The sequence below is a fragment of the Streptomyces sp. NPDC045967 genome (assembly GCF_056430495.1).
Genome location: NZ_JBWKLE010000010.1, coordinates 18,935 through 36,351 on the forward strand (window position 1 = coordinate 18,935; position 17,417 = coordinate 36,351).

The 17,417-nt window shown below is 72.9% G+C and carries 15 protein-coding genes; 13 read left to right on the plus strand and 2 right to left on the minus strand.

From position 1 onward, the window contains the following. Window positions 1-7 precede the first annotated feature (7 nt). The 9 genes from AC07FY_RS20200 to AC07FY_RS20240 all read left to right on the plus strand — a co-directional run bounded on the left by AC07FY_RS20200 (window position 8) and on the right by AC07FY_RS20240 (window position 9,666). A complete protein-coding gene (locus tag AC07FY_RS20200) occupies window positions 8-784 on the plus strand; it encodes an arylamine N-acetyltransferase (RefSeq protein WP_479008029.1) in 777 nt (258 codons plus the stop codon). A gap of 87 nt (window positions 785-871) precedes the next feature. Further along, window positions 872-2,215 (plus strand): NAD(P)/FAD-dependent oxidoreductase, encoded by a 1,344-nt coding sequence (locus AC07FY_RS20205; RefSeq protein WP_479008031.1) that lies wholly within the window; start codon window positions 872-874, stop codon window positions 2,213-2,215. 6 nt (window positions 2,216-2,221) lie between these two features. Beyond that, window positions 2,222-3,289, plus strand: a complete 1,068-nt coding sequence (locus AC07FY_RS20210) for a 3-dehydroquinate synthase family protein (RefSeq protein WP_479008033.1) — start codon at window positions 2,222-2,224, stop codon at window positions 3,287-3,289. Window position 3,290: 1 nt separating this feature from the next. After that, complete coding sequence (locus AC07FY_RS20215; protein ID WP_479008035.1) at window positions 3,291-4,541, plus strand: 3-deoxy-7-phosphoheptulonate synthase; 1,251 nt, start codon at window positions 3,291-3,293, stop codon at window positions 4,539-4,541. Then, window positions 4,538-5,350, plus strand: a complete 813-nt coding sequence (locus tag AC07FY_RS20220) for a shikimate dehydrogenase family protein (RefSeq protein WP_479008037.1) — start codon at window positions 4,538-4,540, stop codon at window positions 5,348-5,350. Before AC07FY_RS20215 ends, AC07FY_RS20220 begins: the two co-directional genes overlap by 4 nt. 226 nt (window positions 5,351-5,576) lie before the next feature. After that, a complete protein-coding gene (locus AC07FY_RS20225; protein ID WP_479008039.1) occupies window positions 5,577-6,737 on the plus strand; it encodes a DegT/DnrJ/EryC1/StrS family aminotransferase in 1,161 nt (386 codons plus the stop codon). Continuing rightward, window positions 6,734-7,819: a Gfo/Idh/MocA family protein gene (locus tag AC07FY_RS20230; protein ID WP_479008041.1), complete on the plus strand. Its 1,086-nt coding sequence runs from the start codon at window positions 6,734-6,736 to the stop codon at window positions 7,817-7,819. Before AC07FY_RS20225 ends, AC07FY_RS20230 begins: the two co-directional genes overlap by 4 nt. A gap of 239 nt (window positions 7,820-8,058) precedes the next feature. Next, window positions 8,059-8,751 (plus strand): HAD-IA family hydrolase, encoded by a 693-nt coding sequence (locus AC07FY_RS20235; protein ID WP_479008043.1) that lies wholly within the window; start codon window positions 8,059-8,061, stop codon window positions 8,749-8,751. Between the two features lie 15 nt (window positions 8,752-8,766). Beyond that, window positions 8,767-9,666, plus strand: coding sequence for an ROK family protein (locus AC07FY_RS20240; RefSeq protein WP_479008045.1), 900 nt, complete (start codon window positions 8,767-8,769; stop codon window positions 9,664-9,666). Window positions 9,667-9,669: 3 nt separating this feature from the next. Here the strand turns inward: AC07FY_RS20240 and mhpA are convergent, their stop codons facing one another. Further along, window positions 9,670-11,304, minus strand: a complete 1,635-nt coding sequence (mhpA, locus tag AC07FY_RS20245; RefSeq protein ID WP_479008047.1) for a bifunctional 3-(3-hydroxy-phenyl)propionate/3-hydroxycinnamic acid hydroxylase MhpA — start codon at window positions 11,302-11,304, stop codon at window positions 9,670-9,672. 418 nt (window positions 11,305-11,722) lie between these two features. On the opposite strand from mhpA, the gene AC07FY_RS20250 reads away from it, so the two are divergent. The 4 genes from AC07FY_RS20250 to AC07FY_RS20265 all read left to right on the plus strand — a co-directional run bounded on the left by AC07FY_RS20250 (window position 11,723) and on the right by AC07FY_RS20265 (window position 15,820). Next, window positions 11,723-12,469 (plus strand): class I SAM-dependent methyltransferase, encoded by a 747-nt coding sequence (locus AC07FY_RS20250; RefSeq protein ID WP_479008049.1) that lies wholly within the window; start codon window positions 11,723-11,725, stop codon window positions 12,467-12,469. Window positions 12,470-12,782: 313 nt separating this feature from the next. Beyond that, window positions 12,783-14,027: a cytochrome P450 family protein gene (locus AC07FY_RS20255; RefSeq protein ID WP_479008051.1), complete on the plus strand. Its 1,245-nt coding sequence runs from the start codon at window positions 12,783-12,785 to the stop codon at window positions 14,025-14,027. Window positions 14,028-14,195: 168 nt separating this feature from the next. Further along, a complete protein-coding gene (locus tag AC07FY_RS20260; protein WP_479008053.1) occupies window positions 14,196-14,963 on the plus strand; it encodes a thioesterase II family protein in 768 nt (255 codons plus the stop codon). Then, window positions 14,963-15,820, plus strand: coding sequence for a metallophosphoesterase family protein (locus tag AC07FY_RS20265; RefSeq protein ID WP_479008055.1), 858 nt, complete (start codon window positions 14,963-14,965; stop codon window positions 15,818-15,820). Before AC07FY_RS20260 ends, AC07FY_RS20265 begins: the two co-directional genes overlap by 1 nt. A gap of 44 nt (window positions 15,821-15,864) precedes the next feature. Here the strand turns inward: AC07FY_RS20265 and AC07FY_RS20270 are convergent, their stop codons facing one another. Continuing rightward, on the minus strand, window positions 15,865-17,193 hold the full coding sequence (locus tag AC07FY_RS20270) for a helix-turn-helix transcriptional regulator (RefSeq protein WP_479008057.1): 1,329 nt from the start codon (window positions 17,191-17,193) through the stop codon (window positions 15,865-15,867). Between the last annotated feature and the right edge of the window lie 224 nt (window positions 17,194-17,417).

Genomic DNA, 17,417 nt, shown 5'->3' on the forward strand with positions numbered 1-17,417 from the left:
TGACGACATGTTCGACGTCAACAGGTACCTGCGGCGCATCGGTTGCGACGGGGAGACCGGTGTGGACATCGGGACGCTGCGCAAGCTGCACAAGAGCCACCTCATGGCGCTTCCGTACAACAGCTTCGCCTACGACCTCGGCGAGGGTGTCCACATCGTCGACCTCGACGAGGACGCCCTGTTCGAGAAGACCGTCATCGACGGCGCGGGCGGCGCCTGCTACCACCTGAACCGGATGTTCCACCGCCTCCTGCGCGAGCTGGGCTACGACGTCACGCTGATCGCGGGAAGCACCGCCACCGGCTGGGACACCTTCGGGCTCGGCATCGAGCACATGTTCAACCGGGTCCGCCTCGACGGTGAGGACTGGCTCGTGGACGTCGGCTACCCCGGCCCCTCCTACATGGAGCCGCTGCTGGTCACCGACGCGGTGCAGTCCCAGTACGGAAGCCAGTTCCGGCTGGTCGACCACGCATCCGGAACCGCCCTCCAGCGCCGCGGGGCGGTCACCCGGTGGAGCGTCGTCTACACCTTCACGATGACGCCCCGCCAGTGGAACGACTGGAAGGAACTGGAGGACTGCTTCCGGGGGATCCTCGCGGACCCGCGGAAGCAGGACGACAAGGAAGTGCTGTGCGGCCGCACTTTCGACAACGGCCAGGCCGTGATGAAGCAACGGCGCTACCTGACGGTCCGAGACGGCCGTGAGCAGGTGCGCACGGTCATGGACGACGACGAGCACCGGACGCTGGTCTCCAGCATCGTCTCCGGTCCGCTCTCCTGAGTTCTTCTGTGCCTCCCACCCCCCCCACACGTACCACCGCTCATGCCCCGCGGCATGTGAACGCGTCGGAAAGCGAAAGGGAGAACGATGGAAAGAGAAGCCGCTGACGTCATCGTGATGGGCGGTGGACCGGCGGGCGCGGTCAGCGCCCTGGTCCTCGCCCGGCAGGGCCACCGCGTGGTGCTGCTGGAGAAGGACGAGTTCCCCCGGTTCCACATAGGCGAATCCCTGCTGCCCTACATGATGGGACTGTTCGACCGGATCGGCCTGCGCGAGGCGGTGGAGGCGCAGGGCTACGTGCCCAAGTTCGGCGGCGAGTTCATCGACCCGACCGAGACGAAGTTCTTCGAAGGCGTCTTCCGGGCGGACTTCACCAAGCAGGGCGAGGGCCGCCACCCCAGCGCCTTCCAGGTCGAGCGGGCCAAGTTCGACAAGATGCTCACCGAGCAGGCCGAGGCGGCCGGCGCGGAGGTCCTCTTCGGGGCCAACGTGACCGACCTGCTCATGGAAGGCGACCGGATGGTCGGCGTCCGCTACCAGCGCGAGGGAGCGGACCACGAGCTGCGTGCGGCCTACGTGGTCGACGCGAGCGGCCGCGCCGGCCGGATCGCCCACCGCTTCGGGCTGCGCAAGACCCTCGAGAAGCTCCGCATGGTGGCGGTGTTCCGGCACTACGAGGGACTCGACGAGAGCCGCAACCCCGGTGTCGAGGGCGACATCCAGGTCGGCGCCCACGACGACGGCTGGGTCTGGGCGATCCCGCTGTCCAAGGACGCCATCAGCGTGGGCACGGTCATGCCGCGCGACGTGCTGCGGGGGACGACGGCCGAGAAGGTCTTCGAGGAGCACGTGGCCCGCATCCCCCGGATCACCGCGCGGCTGGCCGGGACCCGCCCCACCGGCGACCTCAAGGTCGAGACCGACTACTGCTACCACGCGGACACGGTCACCGGGCCCGGCTGGCTCATGGTCGGGGACGCCGGCTGTTTCGGCGACCCGATGTTCTCCGGCGGCGTGCTGGTGGCGGCGGCCACCGCGGTCCGCGCGGCCGAGGCGATCGGAGCGGCGCTGGCCGATCCCCCGGCCGAGCGCCGCCTGTTCGACACGTATTCCGACTACTTCAAGACGGGCTACGACACGTACATCCGCCTCATCCACGCCTACTACGAGGGCGAGCTGGTGTCGGTGGCCGCCGACGCGGCCCGCTCCACGCGGCGCGAGGCACTGGAGAAGTACGTGATCCGGCTCATCGGCGGCGACTTCTGGAGTGAGCACAACCCCATGGCACAGGAAATGCGGCGGCGGACCGAGTGGGACACCTTCGCCCCGTTCAAGCGGGTGTACGGCTGCCCGGCCTACCCCCAGCTCGACGAGTTCGACCGCAAGGAGCGCGCCGCGGCACGCGTGCACCGGGCGACGGCGGGTCGGTAGGACGTGATGGCTACCGTTCCCCTGCGCCTTCGAGACCATGCCTACGACGTCCTCATCGGCCCGGGGGTGCGTACGTCACTCGCCGGGACCATCCGGCGGCTGGGCGCCAGACGGGCCGTCGTGGTCTCGGCCCGGCCGGAGGAATGGGTGCCCGACACGGGCGTGGAGACCCTGCTGCTGCCGGCCCGGGACGGCGAGCAGGACAAGACCCTGGCCACGGTGGAGGCCCTGTGCGGCGCGTTCGTACGGTTCGGGCTCACCCGCTCCGACGTCGTCGTCTCCTGCGGCGGCGGCACGACCACCGACGTGGTCGGGCTCGCCGCCGCGCTCTACCACCGCGGCGTCCCCGTGATCCACCTCCCGACGACGCTGCTCGCCCAGGTGGACGCCAGCGTCGGCGGGAAGACGGCGGTGAACCTGCCGGCCGGCAAGAACCTGGTCGGCGCGTACTGGCAGCCCAGCGCCGTGCTGTGCGACACCGACTACCTGTCGACCCTGCCGCGCCGGGAGATGCTGAACGGCCTCGGGGAGATCGCCCGCTGCCACTTCATCGGCGCGCCGGACCTGCGCGGGCTCACGCTGGAGGAGCAGATCACCGCCAGCGTGACCCTCAAGGCCGGCATCGTGGAGCGGGACGAGCGGGACACCGGACCGCGGCACCTGCTGAACTACGGCCACACGCTGGGCCACGCCCTGGAGAAGGCCACCGGCTTCGCGCTGCGCCACGGCGAGGCGGTGGCGATCGGGACGGTCTTCGCGGGCCGGCTCGCCGGCGCCCTGGGCCGGATCGACGGGGCGCGGGTGGACGAACACCACGACGTCGTCCGGCACTACGGCCTGCCCACCGCCCTGCCCGCCGAGGCGGAGCCGGCGGCCCTCATCGACCTGATGCGGCACGACAAGAAGGCGATGACCGGACTCGGCTTCGTCCTGGACGGCCCGCAGGGCGCGGAACTGGTGAGCGACGTGCCCGCCGAGGCCGTCGCCCGGGTCCTGGACCGGATGCCCCGGGCACGGACGGCCGACCTCGTCGGCGCCGCCGTGTCCGGTGCCTCCACGACCGATGTGGTGTGACATGGAACTCATGACCCAGCGCCCGGCCGCTTCCGCCGGCCCGGGTGCCGCCCCCGCGGTGGACCGCCTGCTGTCGGGCAGGCTGGCCGCGGCGCTGGCCCGGCCGGCCGCGCAGCAGCCCGCCTGGCCGGACCCGCGGCGGGCCGCCGAAGCGGTGGAACTCCTCAGCCGGTCCGAGCCGATCGTCGCCCCGGCCGAGACGGCGCGGCTGCGCGGCCGGCTCGCCGCGGTCGCGCGCGGCGAGGCGTTCCTGCTCCAGGGCGGCGACTGCGCCGAGACCTTCGCCGGGAACACCGAAGCCCACCTGCGGGCCAATCTCGACACGCTCGTCGACATGGCCGCGCTACTCACCGGCGGCAGCGGCCTGCCCGTCGTCACGATCGCCCGGATGGCCGGCCAGTACGCCAAACCCCGCTCCCAGAGCACCGACGCGACGGGCCTGCCCGTCTACCGCGGCGACCTGGTCAACTCCGTCGAGCCCACCCTCGCGGCCCGCACGGCCGACCCCCTCCGGATGCTGCGGGCCCACGCGGACGCAGCCCGCGCGATGGCCCTGGTCCGTTCCTTCCCCGACGTCCACGTCAGCCACGAGGCGCTCCTGCTCGACTACGAGACCTCCCTGCTGCGCGTGGACACGAGCGGACCCGAGCCCCGCTTCTCCAGCGGCCTGGGGCACTTCCTGTGGATCGGCGAGCGCACCCGCCAACCCGACGGCGCGCACATCGCGTTCGCGGAACTGCTGTCCAACCCGATCGGCCTGAAGATAGGCCCGGGCACGACCCCGCGGGCGGCCCTCGCCTACGTGCGGCGCCTCGACCCGCACCGGGAAGCCGGGCGGCTGACCCTGGTCAGCCGGATGGGGCACGCACAGGTCCGCGAGGTGCTGCCGCCGATCGTGGAGGAGGTCACCGCCTCCGGCCACCAGGTGATCTGGCAGTGCGACCCGATGCACGGCAACACCCGCACGTCGGCGGACGGGTACAAGACGCGCGACGTCGAACGGGTGGCCGACGAGATCGCCGGGTTCTTCGAAGTCCACCGGCGGCTGGGCACCCACCCCGGCGGCATCCACGTCGAGGTGACGGGGGACGACGTCACCGAATGCGTCGGCGGGTCAGTGACCGAAGCCGATCTGCCGGCCCGCTACCGCACCGCCTGCGACCCGCGCCTGAACGCGCGGCAGGCGAGGGACCTCGCCCTGCGCGTCGCCGGACTGGCCGCGGCCGGACTCGCCGGGGCGGCGCTGCGATGACCGGACTGCCCGCCGCCACCCCCATCACCGGCACCACGCGCCTGTACGCCGTGCTGGGGCACCCCATCGCGCAGGTCCAGGCGCCCACGCTGATGAACCCGGTCTTCGCGAGCCTGCGCATCGACGCGGTGGTCGTCCCCGTGCACGCCCGCCCGGGGGACCTGGAAACCGTCGTCCGCGGGCTGCAGCGGATGGAGAACCTCGACGGGATGTTCATCACCGTGCCCCACAAGGCGGCCGTTCCCCGGCTGGCCGACCGGCGCGGTACGACCGTCGACATCGTCGGCAGCGCCAACGTGCTGCGCCGCGAGGCCGACGGCGGCTGGCTCGCCGAGAACTTCGACGGCTCGGGCTTCGTGGCGGGCCTCCTCGGAGCCGGCCACGACCCCGGCGGCCGCCGCGCCGCGCTCGTCGGCGCGGGCGGCGCCGGCAGTGCCGTCGCCGCGGCGCTCCTGGCGGCCGGCGTCACCCGGCTGGGCGTCTACGACTGGGACCCCGCGAAACTCGAAGGGCTGGTCTCCCGTCTCGACGCGCACTGGCCCGGCCGGGTGTCCGCCCTGGACGGCCCCCGCCTGCGCGAGGTCGACCTCGCCGTGAACGCCACACCGCTCGGCATGCACCCGGGCGATCCGCTGCCGTTCCCCCTGGACTCCCTTCCGCCGCACTGCGTGGTGGCCGACATCGTCATGAAACCCCGTGAAACCAGGCTGCTGCGACTGGCGGCCGCCCGAGGCCACCGGATCCACCACGGCATTCACATGCTCGAGGGGCAACTGAATTCCTATCGAGCCTTCTTCGACCTGCGCTGAATTCCGGGCAAGACCACCGGATCCGGGGATGCGGGGGCAAGGGCGGAAGCTCTACATTGGACCGGTAATTCAGCTCATTTTTGACTGCACATGACGCTGCACGGGGCGGAGTGTGCGCCTTTTCCGCGAACTCGACGGAACGTGCTCGTGCGGGCGTCTTCCCCTGTGGCGCGCCGCCCCATCCGATTCGCACCCGCGTCGAGTCAGATCCATTACTTGGAGAAACATGAACGTGCGACAGGCGCCGGAATTCCCCCAGTGGCCCCAGTATGACGAGAGTGAGCGCGAAGGGCTCATCCGTGCCCTCGAGCAGGGCCAGTGGTGGCGCATGGGCGGAAACGAGGTCGACTCCTTCGAGCGGGAGTTCGCCGAGCACCACGGCGCCGCCCACGCGCTGGCGGTCACCAACGGAACCCACGCACTGGAACTGGCCCTTCAGGTCATGGGCGTCGGACCGGGTTCCGAAGTCATCGTCCCGGCCTTCACCTTCATCTCGTCCTCCCAGGCCGCGCAGCGGCTCGGCGCCGTCGCGGTCCCGGTGGACGTGGACCCGGACACCTACTCCATCGATGTCGCCTCGGCCGCCGCCGCCGTGACCTCCCGCACCCGCGCGATCATGCCCGTGCACATGGCGGGCTTCCTCGCCGACATGGACGCCCTGGACAAGCTCTCCGCCGACACGGGCGTCCCGCTGCTGCAGGACGCCGCGCACGCCCACGGCGCCCGCTGGCAGGGCAAGCGCGTCGGCGAACTCGGCTCCGTCGCCGCGTTCAGCTTCCAGAACGGCAAGCTCATGACCGCCGGCGAGGGCGGCGCCGTCCTGTTCCCGGACTCCGAGATGTACGAGAACGCCTTCCTGCGGCACAGCTGCGGACGGCCCCGCACCGACCGCCGCTACCACCACGCCATCGCCGGATCCAACCTGCGCCTCGGCGAGTTCTCGGCCGCGGTCCTGCGGTCCCAGCTGCGCCGCCTCGACGAGCAGATCGCGACCCGCCACGAACGCTGGGCCGTGCTGTCCGAGCTGCTCGCATCGATCGACGGGGTGGTCCCGCAGCGCGGTGACGAGCGCACCGACGTCCCCTCGCACTACATGGCGATGTTCCGGCTGCCCGGCATGGGCGAGGACGACCGCAACGCGCTGGTCGACCGGCTCGTGGAGGCCGGCCTGCCGGCGTTCGCGGGATTCCGCGCGATCTACCGCACCGCTGCCTTCTGGGAGATCGGCGCGCCCGACGCGACCCCGGACGAGCTCGCCGAGCGCTGCCCCCACTCGGAGGCCATCAGCCGGGACTGCGTCTGGCTGCACCACCGCACGCTGCTCGCCTCCGAGGAAGACATGCACCGGACCGCCGAGATCATCGCCCACGCGGTGAGCACCGCATGAGCGCCGTCCGGGTGGCCGTCGTCGGACTCGGCTGGGCGGGGCGGGAGTTGTGGCTTCCCCTGCTGCGCGAACACGCCGACTTCGACGTGGTGGCCGTCACCGACACCGAACCGGCGGCCCGCGCCGCCTTCGAGGGCACGCCCGGCCTCGAGGTCCACGCGACGGTGGACGCCCTCGACCCGCGCCGCGTCGACCTCGCCGTCGTCGCCGTACCCAACTTCCTGCACGCCCGGGTCGCCGCGGCCCTGCTCGCCAAGGGCATATCCGTCTTCCTGGAGAAGCCGGTGTGCCTGACCTCCGAGGAGGCCGACCTGCTGGCCGCCGCCGAACGCGGCGGCGGGGCCGTCCTGCTGGCCGGCAGCGCGGCGCCCCACCGCAGCGACGTCGGCGCCCTGGCCCGGCTGGTCCCGGAGCTCGGGCACATCCGGCACGTGGACCTGTCCTGGGTCCGGGCGCGCGGCATCCCCAAGGCCGGCGGCTGGTTCACCCAGCGCAGCAAGGCCGGCGGCGGCGTGCTCTTCGACCTCGGCTGGCACTTGTTCGACACCCTCGCCTCCCTCCTGGGCCCGTCGCCCTTCACCCAGGTCGTCGGTGTCACGGGCAGCGATTTCGTGAACACCGGTTCCTGGAGCGCGGCCTGGCGCCAGGACCGGCCCGCGGCCGACTCCGGCGGCGACGTCGAGGACACCGCCCGCGGTTTCCTCGTCCGCGAGGACGGCGTCTCCGTCGCCCTGCACGCCAGCTGGGCCTCGCACGAGGCGCGCGACGTGTCCACGATCCGGCTGGTGGGCAGCGCGGGCACCGCCGAGCTGCGGTGCACCTTCGGCTTCAGCCCCAACCGCCAGCCCCAGTCGGTGCTGACGCTCACCCGCGAGGGCACGACCACGTCCGTCCCGGTTCCGGACGAACCGATCGGCAACGAGTACCGGCGGCAGCTCGACGGCCTCGCCGGCATCCTCAGGGACCCCCGCAACCGCGGCAGGTCCATCGGCGAGGCCCGCACCACGGTCCGCGTCATCGAGGACTTCTACGCCTCGGCCCGCTCCGCGCGGGCCCGGCAGGCCGTGCCCGCCTACCGCTAGGCCCTGTCGTCGAAGTCGCGCCTGGCCCGCGGCGCCCGGCACCGCACCTCGCCGCGTTGTCGGGGCGCCCGAGTACGTCCAGTACACGGCCGCCCCTCCGCCTTGCGATGCACGGCACCGGACGCCGCGGGCCTGACCGGCGCCACTTTGACGACAGGACCTAGTGCCGTGACGGGCACGGAAAGCCGGTCGACCACCGGCTACCAGAGAACGAGCAGACGGACGGAAATGGGCATCCCATGACAGTGACAACGCTACGGACACCGCCGGCGCAGACGCTCCCGGCGGCCAGGCGGGCCGTGATCTTCGACCTCGACGGGGTCATCGTCGACAGTTTCGCGGTGATGGAGGAGGCGTTCGCCGTCGCCTACAAGGAGACCGTCGGCGACGGCCCGGCGCCCTTCGAGGAGTACCGGCGCCACCAGGGCCGCTACTTCCCCGACATCATGCGGATCATGGGCCTGCCGCTGGAGATGGAGGAGCCCTTCGTCCGCGAGAGCTACCGGCTCGCTCCCCAGGTGCCGGTCTTCGACGGCATCGTCGAACTGCTGCTGGCCCTGCGGGTGCGCGGGTTCCGGCTCGCCGTGGCCACCGGCAAGAGCGGCCCCCGGGCCCGCTCCCTGCTCGACCAGCTGAACCTGCTGCCGTTCTTCGAGCACGTCATCGGCTCGGACGAGGTCGCCCACCCGAAGCCGGCCCCCGACATCGTGGAGCACGCCCTGCGCCTGCTGGGGCTGCCGGCCGAAGCCGCGATCATGGTCGGCGACGCACCGACCGACCTGGCCAGTGCCGAGGGCGCCGGCGTCGCCTCGGCCGCGGCGCTGTGGGCCGAGGTGGACGACGAGGACGCGCTGCTGGCCGCCCGGCCGGGCGCCGTCCTGCACCGCCCGGCCGACCTGCTGTCCCTGTGCCCGCCCGTGCCCCGCGACTGAGGGCCGTCCACCGACATGGAGCAGGCACACCACCTCGGTGTCGACATCGGGGGCACCAAGGTCGCCTTCCGGGTCGAGACCGGCGCGACCTGCGTGGAGGAGTCCTCGTTCCCCTGGGGCCCGCGCGGCAGCGCCGCCCGGGACCTGGCACAACTCGGCGAGCACGTCACCGCGTTGCGCAGCCGCCTCCCGGCACCGCTGCGGGCGGTGGGCGTGGCGATGCCGGGCACGGTCGGGGCGGACGGGCGGGTCACCGCCTGGCCCAGCCGCCCCGAGTGGAACGGCCTCGACCTGGCCGGCTCGCTGCGGGCGCTGTTCCCCTCGGCCGCCGTCGCCTGGGCCGACGACGGGGACCTCGGCGCACTGGCCGAGGCCCGCGCGTCGGACTGCGAGGACCTGCTCTACCTCGGGGTGGGCACCGGCGTCGGCGGCGGGCTCGTCCTGCGCGGCGACCTCTGCCCCGGCCTCGGCCGCGGCTCCTTCGAGATCGGACACGTGATCGTCGACCTGGACGGTGAGCGGTGCGTCTGCGGCCGCCGGGGATGCCTGCAGGCCCTCGCCTCCGGACCGGCCACCCTGCGTCGCGCGGCCCGGCTGCGCGGCGCCCCCGCCCCCTTCGAGGACCTGCGCGGCGCGCTGTCCGACGGGGAGCCGTGGGCCGTGGCCGCGGTGCGGGAGAGCAGCCGGGCCCTGGCCGCCGCCGTCTGCGGCGTCCAGGAGCTGGTCCACCCCCGGCTCGTCCTCCTCGGCGGCGGCTTCGCGGCCGGCATCCCCGCGCTCGTCGGGATGGTGGCCGGCCACCTGGCCGAGCTGGCCCGGCCCGGCCTGCCCCCGCCGCCGGTGCGACCGGCAGCGCTGGGCGGCCTGTCGTCGCTGCGCGGGGCGGTGGCCCTGGCCCGGCTGGCCGCCGCCTGACCGTCAGCCGGCCGACCACCCCGCACCGGCCGGCACCGCGGCCCCCAGCCGGTCCCGCAGGTCGTCGACCAGCGCCGCGGCGCCGTCCGGACCGCTCGCGGCACCGAAGACGTGGTAGTCGGGCCGGACGAGCAGGCACGTCGCCCCGTACCGCGCCAGGTACGGCCCGTAGACCTCGTCGGTGTCCATCACGCCGACGACGTCACCGTCCTCCCCGGGCGCCTGCCCGGCCGGCAGCAGCCGCACCAGGCGGGCCCCGAGGCCGGTGAGGAAGGACAGCCGGTCGCCGTCGAGGACGGAGTGCGGGTCCTCGGTGGTCAGCAGCACGAAACCGCGGCCGACGACGTCGTCGAACAGTCCGCTGCCGCCCGGCCCGGTCACCCGCCCCTGCGGTACGACGGCACCCGCGGGCGCCTCGGCGGCCCCGTCCCCGGCCGCCCGGTGCAGCAGCCCGCCCGTCAGCGGCTTCGCCGGCTCGGGCCGGCCCGCCGGCCGGCCGCGCCGGCCCGCGAGCACCGTCGCGTCGCGTTCGGCGGCGGCCGCCGGGTCCGTCACGCAGATCATCCGGCCCAGCTGCACCGAGGACAGGATCGCCTCCTTGGCCTGAGCCCGGCGCTCCTCCGCATAGGTGTCCAGGACGGAGTCGTCGGCGAGGCCGCGCAGGCACAGGTCCAGCTTCCACGCCAGGTTGACGACGTCCCGGATCCCGGAGCACATGCCCTGCCCGGCGAAGGGCGGCATGAGGTGGGCGGCGTCCCCGGCCAGCAGGACCCGGCCCACGCGCCACTGGTCGGCCCACCGCGCCTGGAAGATGTAGGTGGTGCTGCGCAGCAGGGTCGCGGTGTCGGGGGTGACGCCGAACGGCGCCAGCAACCGCCAGGCCGTCTCCTCCCGGTTGAGTTCGGCGGCGCTCTCGCCCGGCAGGCGCATGAACTCCCAGCGCCGGCGCCCCGGTCCGCTGGCCACCACGGTGGTGGGCCGGGCCGGATCGCAGATCTGCACGTTGGAGGGGGTGAACGCGCGCGGTCGGCGCAGTTCGACGTCGCAGAGCAGCCACTCGTAGGAGAACCCGAGGTCCGTGACCGGGACGTCGAGGTGGTCGCGCACGAAGCTGTTCGCGCCGTCGCAGCCCACGACCCACCGTGCGGAAAGGGCGCGGGTCGCACCGTCGTCGGTGGAGGCCGTCACCTCCACCCGGTCCCCGCCGTCGGCGATCGCCACGACCTGGTGCCCGCGCAGCACCGTGACACCGGGGAGGTCCGCCGCCCGGGCGGCCAACAGGTCCTCCAGGGCGGGCTGGTGCATCGTGTTGGCGTCCGGCCAGCCGTAGGGACCGGAGGTGGTGAACGCGATGTCCAGCAGCACCGCGCCGGCCGCGGTCTGCCACTGGTAGCCGTTGGCGGGCTCGGTGACCCGGCCCAGGTCCGGGCCGATCCCGGTGCCGGCCAGCAACCGGGCCGTCTCCCCGTCGAAGCTGGTCGCCCGGGGGAGCCGATACGGCCGGGGGCGGCGCTCGAGCACCGTCACCCGCCACCCGCGCTGGGCGAGCAGCACCGACAGGGCGGCACCGATCGGCCCGTTGCCCACGACGACGACATCGGTGTCCGTCGGATTCGCGTGCGTGTCGTGCGTTCGCATGGTTGGCATCGTGCCCCTCGTCGCATGCCGTGGGCAGATCAGCGAGAACTTCGAAGAACGGCGTCAAGGAGAATGGAACAGCTCCGCGCCGTCGAGGCGCTGAATTCCGCCACGCTGGAAAATTGCCAGAATAGTATTGCGGCCTTCCGGACGTGTCAAGGAACGGTAAAGACTGTGAGGTTGGGGGATGTCCGCCCGTTCGCCGGTGCCCTAAGGCCCCTTTGTCCGCGGGCCGGACCCGGAAAGTCCTATCAGGTCGGGGGATGGTCCGGCGGTGGTGCCCGCCCTAGCGTGTGGCAGGACAATGCAAGGCGCGCGGGCCACCGCTGCCGGGCTCTGGGCACGGGCGTGCACGACGTGATGTCGGCGCGGTCGGATGCCGAAAATCAACTCGTTGAACAATTCGCTGGAGGCTCGTGTGACCGCAAATCAGGTTTCCGTGGAAAATCTCGACCTGGACGCCTTTTACGAGAGCTACAAGGGAGAAACCCGCGTAGGCCCCCCGGCGCCGTGGGACATCGGCGGCCCGCAGCCGGTCCTCATCGCGCTCGAGGAAGCGGGCGAGATCAGCGGCGACGTCCTGGACATCGGCTGCGGCCTCGGCGGCAACTCGATCTTCCTCGCCTCGCGCGGCCACAAGGTCACCGGCATCGATGCGGCGAAGACCGCCGTCCGGGAGGCGTCCAAGCGGGCCGAGGCCCAGGGCGTCGAGGTCGACTTCACCGTCGCCGACGCCACCAGCCTGGAGGGCTTCGAGGGCCGGTTCGACACCGTCGTCGACAGCGCGCTCTACCACTGCCTCAACGAGCAGGGCCAGCGCGACTACATCGCCGCACTGCACCGTGCCACCAAGCCCGGTGCGAAGCTGCACCTGTGGGTCTTCGCCGCCGAGGCGCACGCGCCCTTCCCGACGGTGCAGCGCGTCACCGAGGAGAACCTGCGCCGCAACGTGGGTGAGAAGTTCGAGATCACCTCCCTCCACCTCGCCGAGTACGACACCACCCTCACCCACGAGGGCATCCGGCAGATGCTCGGCGTGAAGCCCGCCGAGGGCGCCCCCGACGCGCCGGTCGCCTTCGACCCGGCCTTCAAGTGGCCGGAGGAGGAGCTGGAGGGCGAGATCAAGGCCCCCGTCTGGCAGCTCACGGCCGTCCGCGCCGGCTAGGACCCAGGGCGTGTCTTTCGGATCATGCCGGGCCCGCGGCGTCCGGCACCGCACCTCGCGGCGTTCTCGTCGGTCGCCGATGCTCCGCATCGGCTCCCTCCTCGGCCTTGCGATGCACGGCACCGGACGCCGCGGGCCGGGCCGGCCTGATCCGAAAGACACGCCCTAGAGCCGACGCTGCCGGGCCACCGGCCCGAACAAGGCGTCCTTCCCCGCGGCCGGTTGCCCCTGCGGCAGCCGGCCGCGGAGCCGGCCGGGCGGCCGGCTGCCGCAGGGGCAACCGCTCCGACTCGACCCACGAAGGGGTACACCCGTGACCGCCACTGCCGAGACCCCGGCCGCCCCGGTCGACCTGTTCGCGCCGGATCTGATCGCCGACCCGTTCGCCGGGTACGCGGCGATGCGCGAGCAGGCGCCGGTGCTGACCGGCTCGATCATGGGCGGACCGCCGATGTGGCTGGTCACCCGCTACGACGACGTGCGCCGGGTGCTCACCGACCCGCTGTTCCTGAACAACCCGGCCTCCGTGCCGGGCGCGGCCGGCCGGTTCACCGTCATGAAGGACGTCTCCTCCGACGTGGTCGAGTACCTCTCCGGGAAGCTGATCGAGATCGACGGCGCCGACCACCTGCGGCTGCGCAGGCTGGTCTCCAAGGCGTTCACCGCGCGGCGGGTCGCCGCGCTGCGCCCCCGGATCGAGGAGATCACCGAGACGCTCCTCGACCGGCTGGCCGAGGCGGGACGCGACGGCACGCCGGTGGACCTCGTGGACGCCTTCTGCTTCGTGCTGCCGGCCACCGTGATCTGCGAACTGGTCGGGATCGACGAGGCCGACCGCGCGGACTGGTACGGGTGGGGGCGCGCCCTGATGGCCCCCACGGAGCATGCCGAGCGCCTTCCGGCCGTCTTCCGCGCGTGCGCCGACCACCTGTTCGGCGTGATCGCCGCCCGCCGCGCCGAACCGCGCGACGACCTGATCAGCGCCCTGGTGGAGGTCCAGGAGGACGACGGAGACCGCCTCACCGACCGGGAGATGGTCAAGCTCGTCTTCACCCTGGTGATCGCCGGCCACGAGACGACGATGAACCTGATCGCCAACTCGGTGCTGGCCCTGCTCGAACACCCCGACCAGCTGGCCCTGCTGCGCGAGGACCCCGACCGGTGGCCGCAGGCGGTGCTGGAGTTCATGCGGCTGGGGCCCACCCAGTTCGGCAACCCCCGCTATCCGGCGCGGGACGTCGAGCTCGGCGGCGTGGTGATCCCCGCGGGCGCGCCGGTCCTGCCGCTGATCCTGTCCGCGAACACCGACCCGCGTGCCTTCGGCTGCCCGGAACGGCTGGACATCGGCCGGGAGACCGGGACCGGCCACCTCGGGTTCGGGCAGGGAGCCCACTACTGCCTCGGCGCGCCGCTGGCCCTGCAGGAGGCGGAGGTGGCGCTGCGCGCGCTGTTCACCCGCTTCCCCGGCCTCTCCCTCGCCGTGCCCCGCGAGCAGGTCCCGTGGGTGCTGCGGACCGGTTTCACCGCGGTCGCCGCCCTCCCGCTGCGGCTCGGCTGACCGCGCGGGCACCTGCCGGTGCGGGGCCGCCCCCGGGAGCCGCCCACCTATCAGATCGGGGGATGTCCGGCCGCCGTCGCCCGTCCTACGCTCCTGAAGACGACAAGTGCTCGACCCGTGGTGGAGCAGCAGCACGCCAAGGGCTGTTCCCGAAAGGATGTTCTGGACGTGCCCCAAGCAGCGGAGCAGTTCGAGAAGTGGGTGCGCCGGTCCCACCCGGCACCGGACAGTGCGGTCCGCCTGCTGTGCCTGCCGCACGCCGGCGGCTCGGCGAGCTTCTACTTCCCGATGTCCAAGGCGCTCGCACCCGCGGTGGAGGTGCTGGCGGTCCAGTACCCGGGGCGGCAGGACCGGCGCCACGAGCCCAACATCCCGAGCCTCCCGGACCTCGCCGACCGGATCTTCCAGGCGGTGCGCCGGCTCGACGACAAGCCCCTGGCGCTGTTCGGGCACAGCATGGGCGCCGTGCTCGCCTACGAGGTGGCCCTGCGCATGCAGGACGCCGCACTCCCCGCGCCGGTACGGCTCTTCACCTCAGGCCGCCGGGCCCCCTCCCGGGAGCGCGAAGAGGGCGTCCACACGCAGTCCGACGAGCGGATGGTCGCCGAACTGCGGAAGCTGAGCGGCACCCACGCGGCCATGCTGGACGACCCCGAACTACTCGAAATGATCATGCCGGCGATCCGCAGCGACTACCGGGCGGTCGAGACCTACCGGTACGAGCCCGGCCGGCGGCTGGACTGCCCGGTCACGGTGATCACCGGGGACAGCGACCCCCGGGTCTCGATCGACGAGGCGGCCGCCTGGGAGGACCACACCACCGGCCCGACCGACCTCCACGTCCTCCCGGGAGGCCACTTCTACCTGGTCGAGCAGAGCGCCCCCGTGGCCGAACTGCTGGCGCAGCGGCTCACGAACGCCGTGCGGAGCCGGTGATGGCCGCCGGCGGCACCGGGCAGCTGCTCGCCATCAGCGACCTCCACCTCCACTACGCCGAGAACCGCGCCCTGGTCGACCGGATGGTGCCCGAGTCGGACGAGGACTGGCTGCTGGTCGCCGGCGACGTGGCGGAGACGGCGGCGGACGTCCGCTGGTGCCTGAAGACGTTCGCGAGCCGCTTCCGCAAGGTGGTCTGGGTCCCCGGCAACCACGAGCTGTGGACCCACCCGAGCGACACCGTCACCCTGCGCGGAGTCGCCCGCTACGAGCACCTGGTCGAACTCTGCCGCGACCTGGGCGTCACCACCCCCGAGGACCCCTATCCGGTCTGGCAGGGGGCGGGCGGCCCCGTCGCCGTGGCGCCGCTCTTCCTGGGGTACGACTACTCCTTCCTGCCGGCCGGCTGCACCACCAAGGAGGAGGGGCTCGCCTACGCGCACGAGACCGGGGTCGTGTGCCAGGACGAGTACGTGCTGCACCCCGACCCCTACCCGAGCCGCGAGGCATGGTGCCGGGCCCGGGTCGCCGAGACCGAGCGCCGGCTCGCCGAACTCCCCGAGGACCTGCCCACCGTGCTGGTCAACCACTACCCCCTCGACCGGCACCCGACGGACGTGCTGTGGTACCCGGAGTTCGCCATGTGGTGCGGGACGGGGCTCACCGCCGACTGGCACCGCAGGTTCCGCGTGGCCGCCATGGTCTACGGCCACCTGCACATCCCGCGCACCACCTACCACGAGGGCGTCCGCTTCGAGGAGGTCTCCGTGGGCTACCCCCGCGAGTGGCGCAAGCGCCCGGGAGGAACGCCGGGGAAGCTGCGCCGGATCCTGCCGGCGCCCGCCGCCACCGGGTGAGCGGTGGAGCGACGGCGGACCGGCCGCGGCCGGACCGGCCGGGATCAGCGGGCGGACGCCGGCTCGGCGGCCGGGTCGGCGGCCGGGTCGGAAAGGCGGCTCCACGCCCGGGTCAGCTCCACCCGCGACGTCACGTTCAGCTTGCGGAAGATCTTCTTCAGGTGGAATGCCACCGTGTGGCCGGAGATGAACAGGTGCTCGCCGACCTGGGAGTTGGTGAACCCGTGGCTCACCAGCTCGGCGACGGCCGCCTCGGTCTCGGTGAGGGATCCGGTGTTCACGCCCTCCTGACCGGCATAGCGCGGATAGCGGCCGCGCCGTACCCCGAGCCCCCGCAGCGTGCTGACGACCCGCCGGGCGTCGCGCGGGGCACCGGCGTTCGTGTACCCGTCCACCGCGCGCTCGAGTATCTCCACCGCCCGGTCGCGTTCCGGGCCGAGGTCGGCGAGGAGGTTCCCGGCGTCCTCGAAGGCCGACGCCCCGGCCCACGGGTCCAGGTGCGACTCCCCGGCGCCGACGAGCTGTTCGGGGCTGTCACCGAGCAGCCCGCGGGCGTGCAGCGCCGCCGCCCCGATCGAACGCAGTCCGCCGTTGCGCGCCGCGAGGCCGGTGGCCTGCGACGCCACCCGCCGGGCGAGGGACACGTCGCCCAGTTCCCGGGTGGTCCGCACGAGCCAGGCCGCGGCCGCCGGCTGCGAGGCCAGGAGTTCCAGGACGAGCTGGTCGTCGGTGATGATGCCCACGATGAAGTGCGCGGCGCTCTTCGCACCGCCCTGCACCTCCAGCAACTGGGCCGCGGCCCAGGCGTACTGGCCGGGCCGGTCGGTCGTCCGGCCGAGCAGGGCGTCGTCCCGCAGCTGGTCCACGAACTCCGTACTGACGCTCATGTTGCCCTGTCGCAGCGCGCTGAGGGCCATCACCGTGTGCGCGTCGGGGAGCAGGCCGCGCAGACCCGCACGCCGCGCCTCGTGCACCCCCTTGCCCACCGCGTCGATCGCGGTGCCGACATCGCCCTGGGCCAGCGCGAGTTCGCCGGCGCACACGTGCGAGGCCGCGACCAGCGCGTCGGTGTTCCCGGCGCCGGCCGTCAGCTCCTCGATACGGGCGAGCGACCGGGCCGCGGCCACCACCTCGCGGACCCTGACCAGCAGTGCGGAATGCCAGATGGTGGCCGGCCCCGTGCACGTTCCGGCGCAGGCGGGGTGTCCCTGGCTCGCCGCGTCCGACAGCCGCAGCGCATCCGTGAGATCGCCGCGGGACCAGGCGGTGAAGGAGAGCGAGGACAGTCTGACCGTCTCGCACGAGGCGTCGCCGCACGCCGGGAGCGTGGCGAAGGCGGGCGGGAGGTCCGACCGGAACAGAGAATCGAGCATCACATCTCCTGTCAGGGGATCATCAGTCACGCCGCGTCGTTCCCGTGGTGGCACCGGCAGTTCTCGGCGGAGCCTAGGCGGCGGCTGCTCAGGAACCCCTCGAGAGGCGATCGGAGCCGAGCGGACGGACGGCGTGTTCCGGCGGCCCTCGCGGCGCGGGCGGACCCCGGCGGTCCCGTGCGCGCCAGGGTGCCCGCGGGGTGCGGTGCGAACCGCGCGTACGG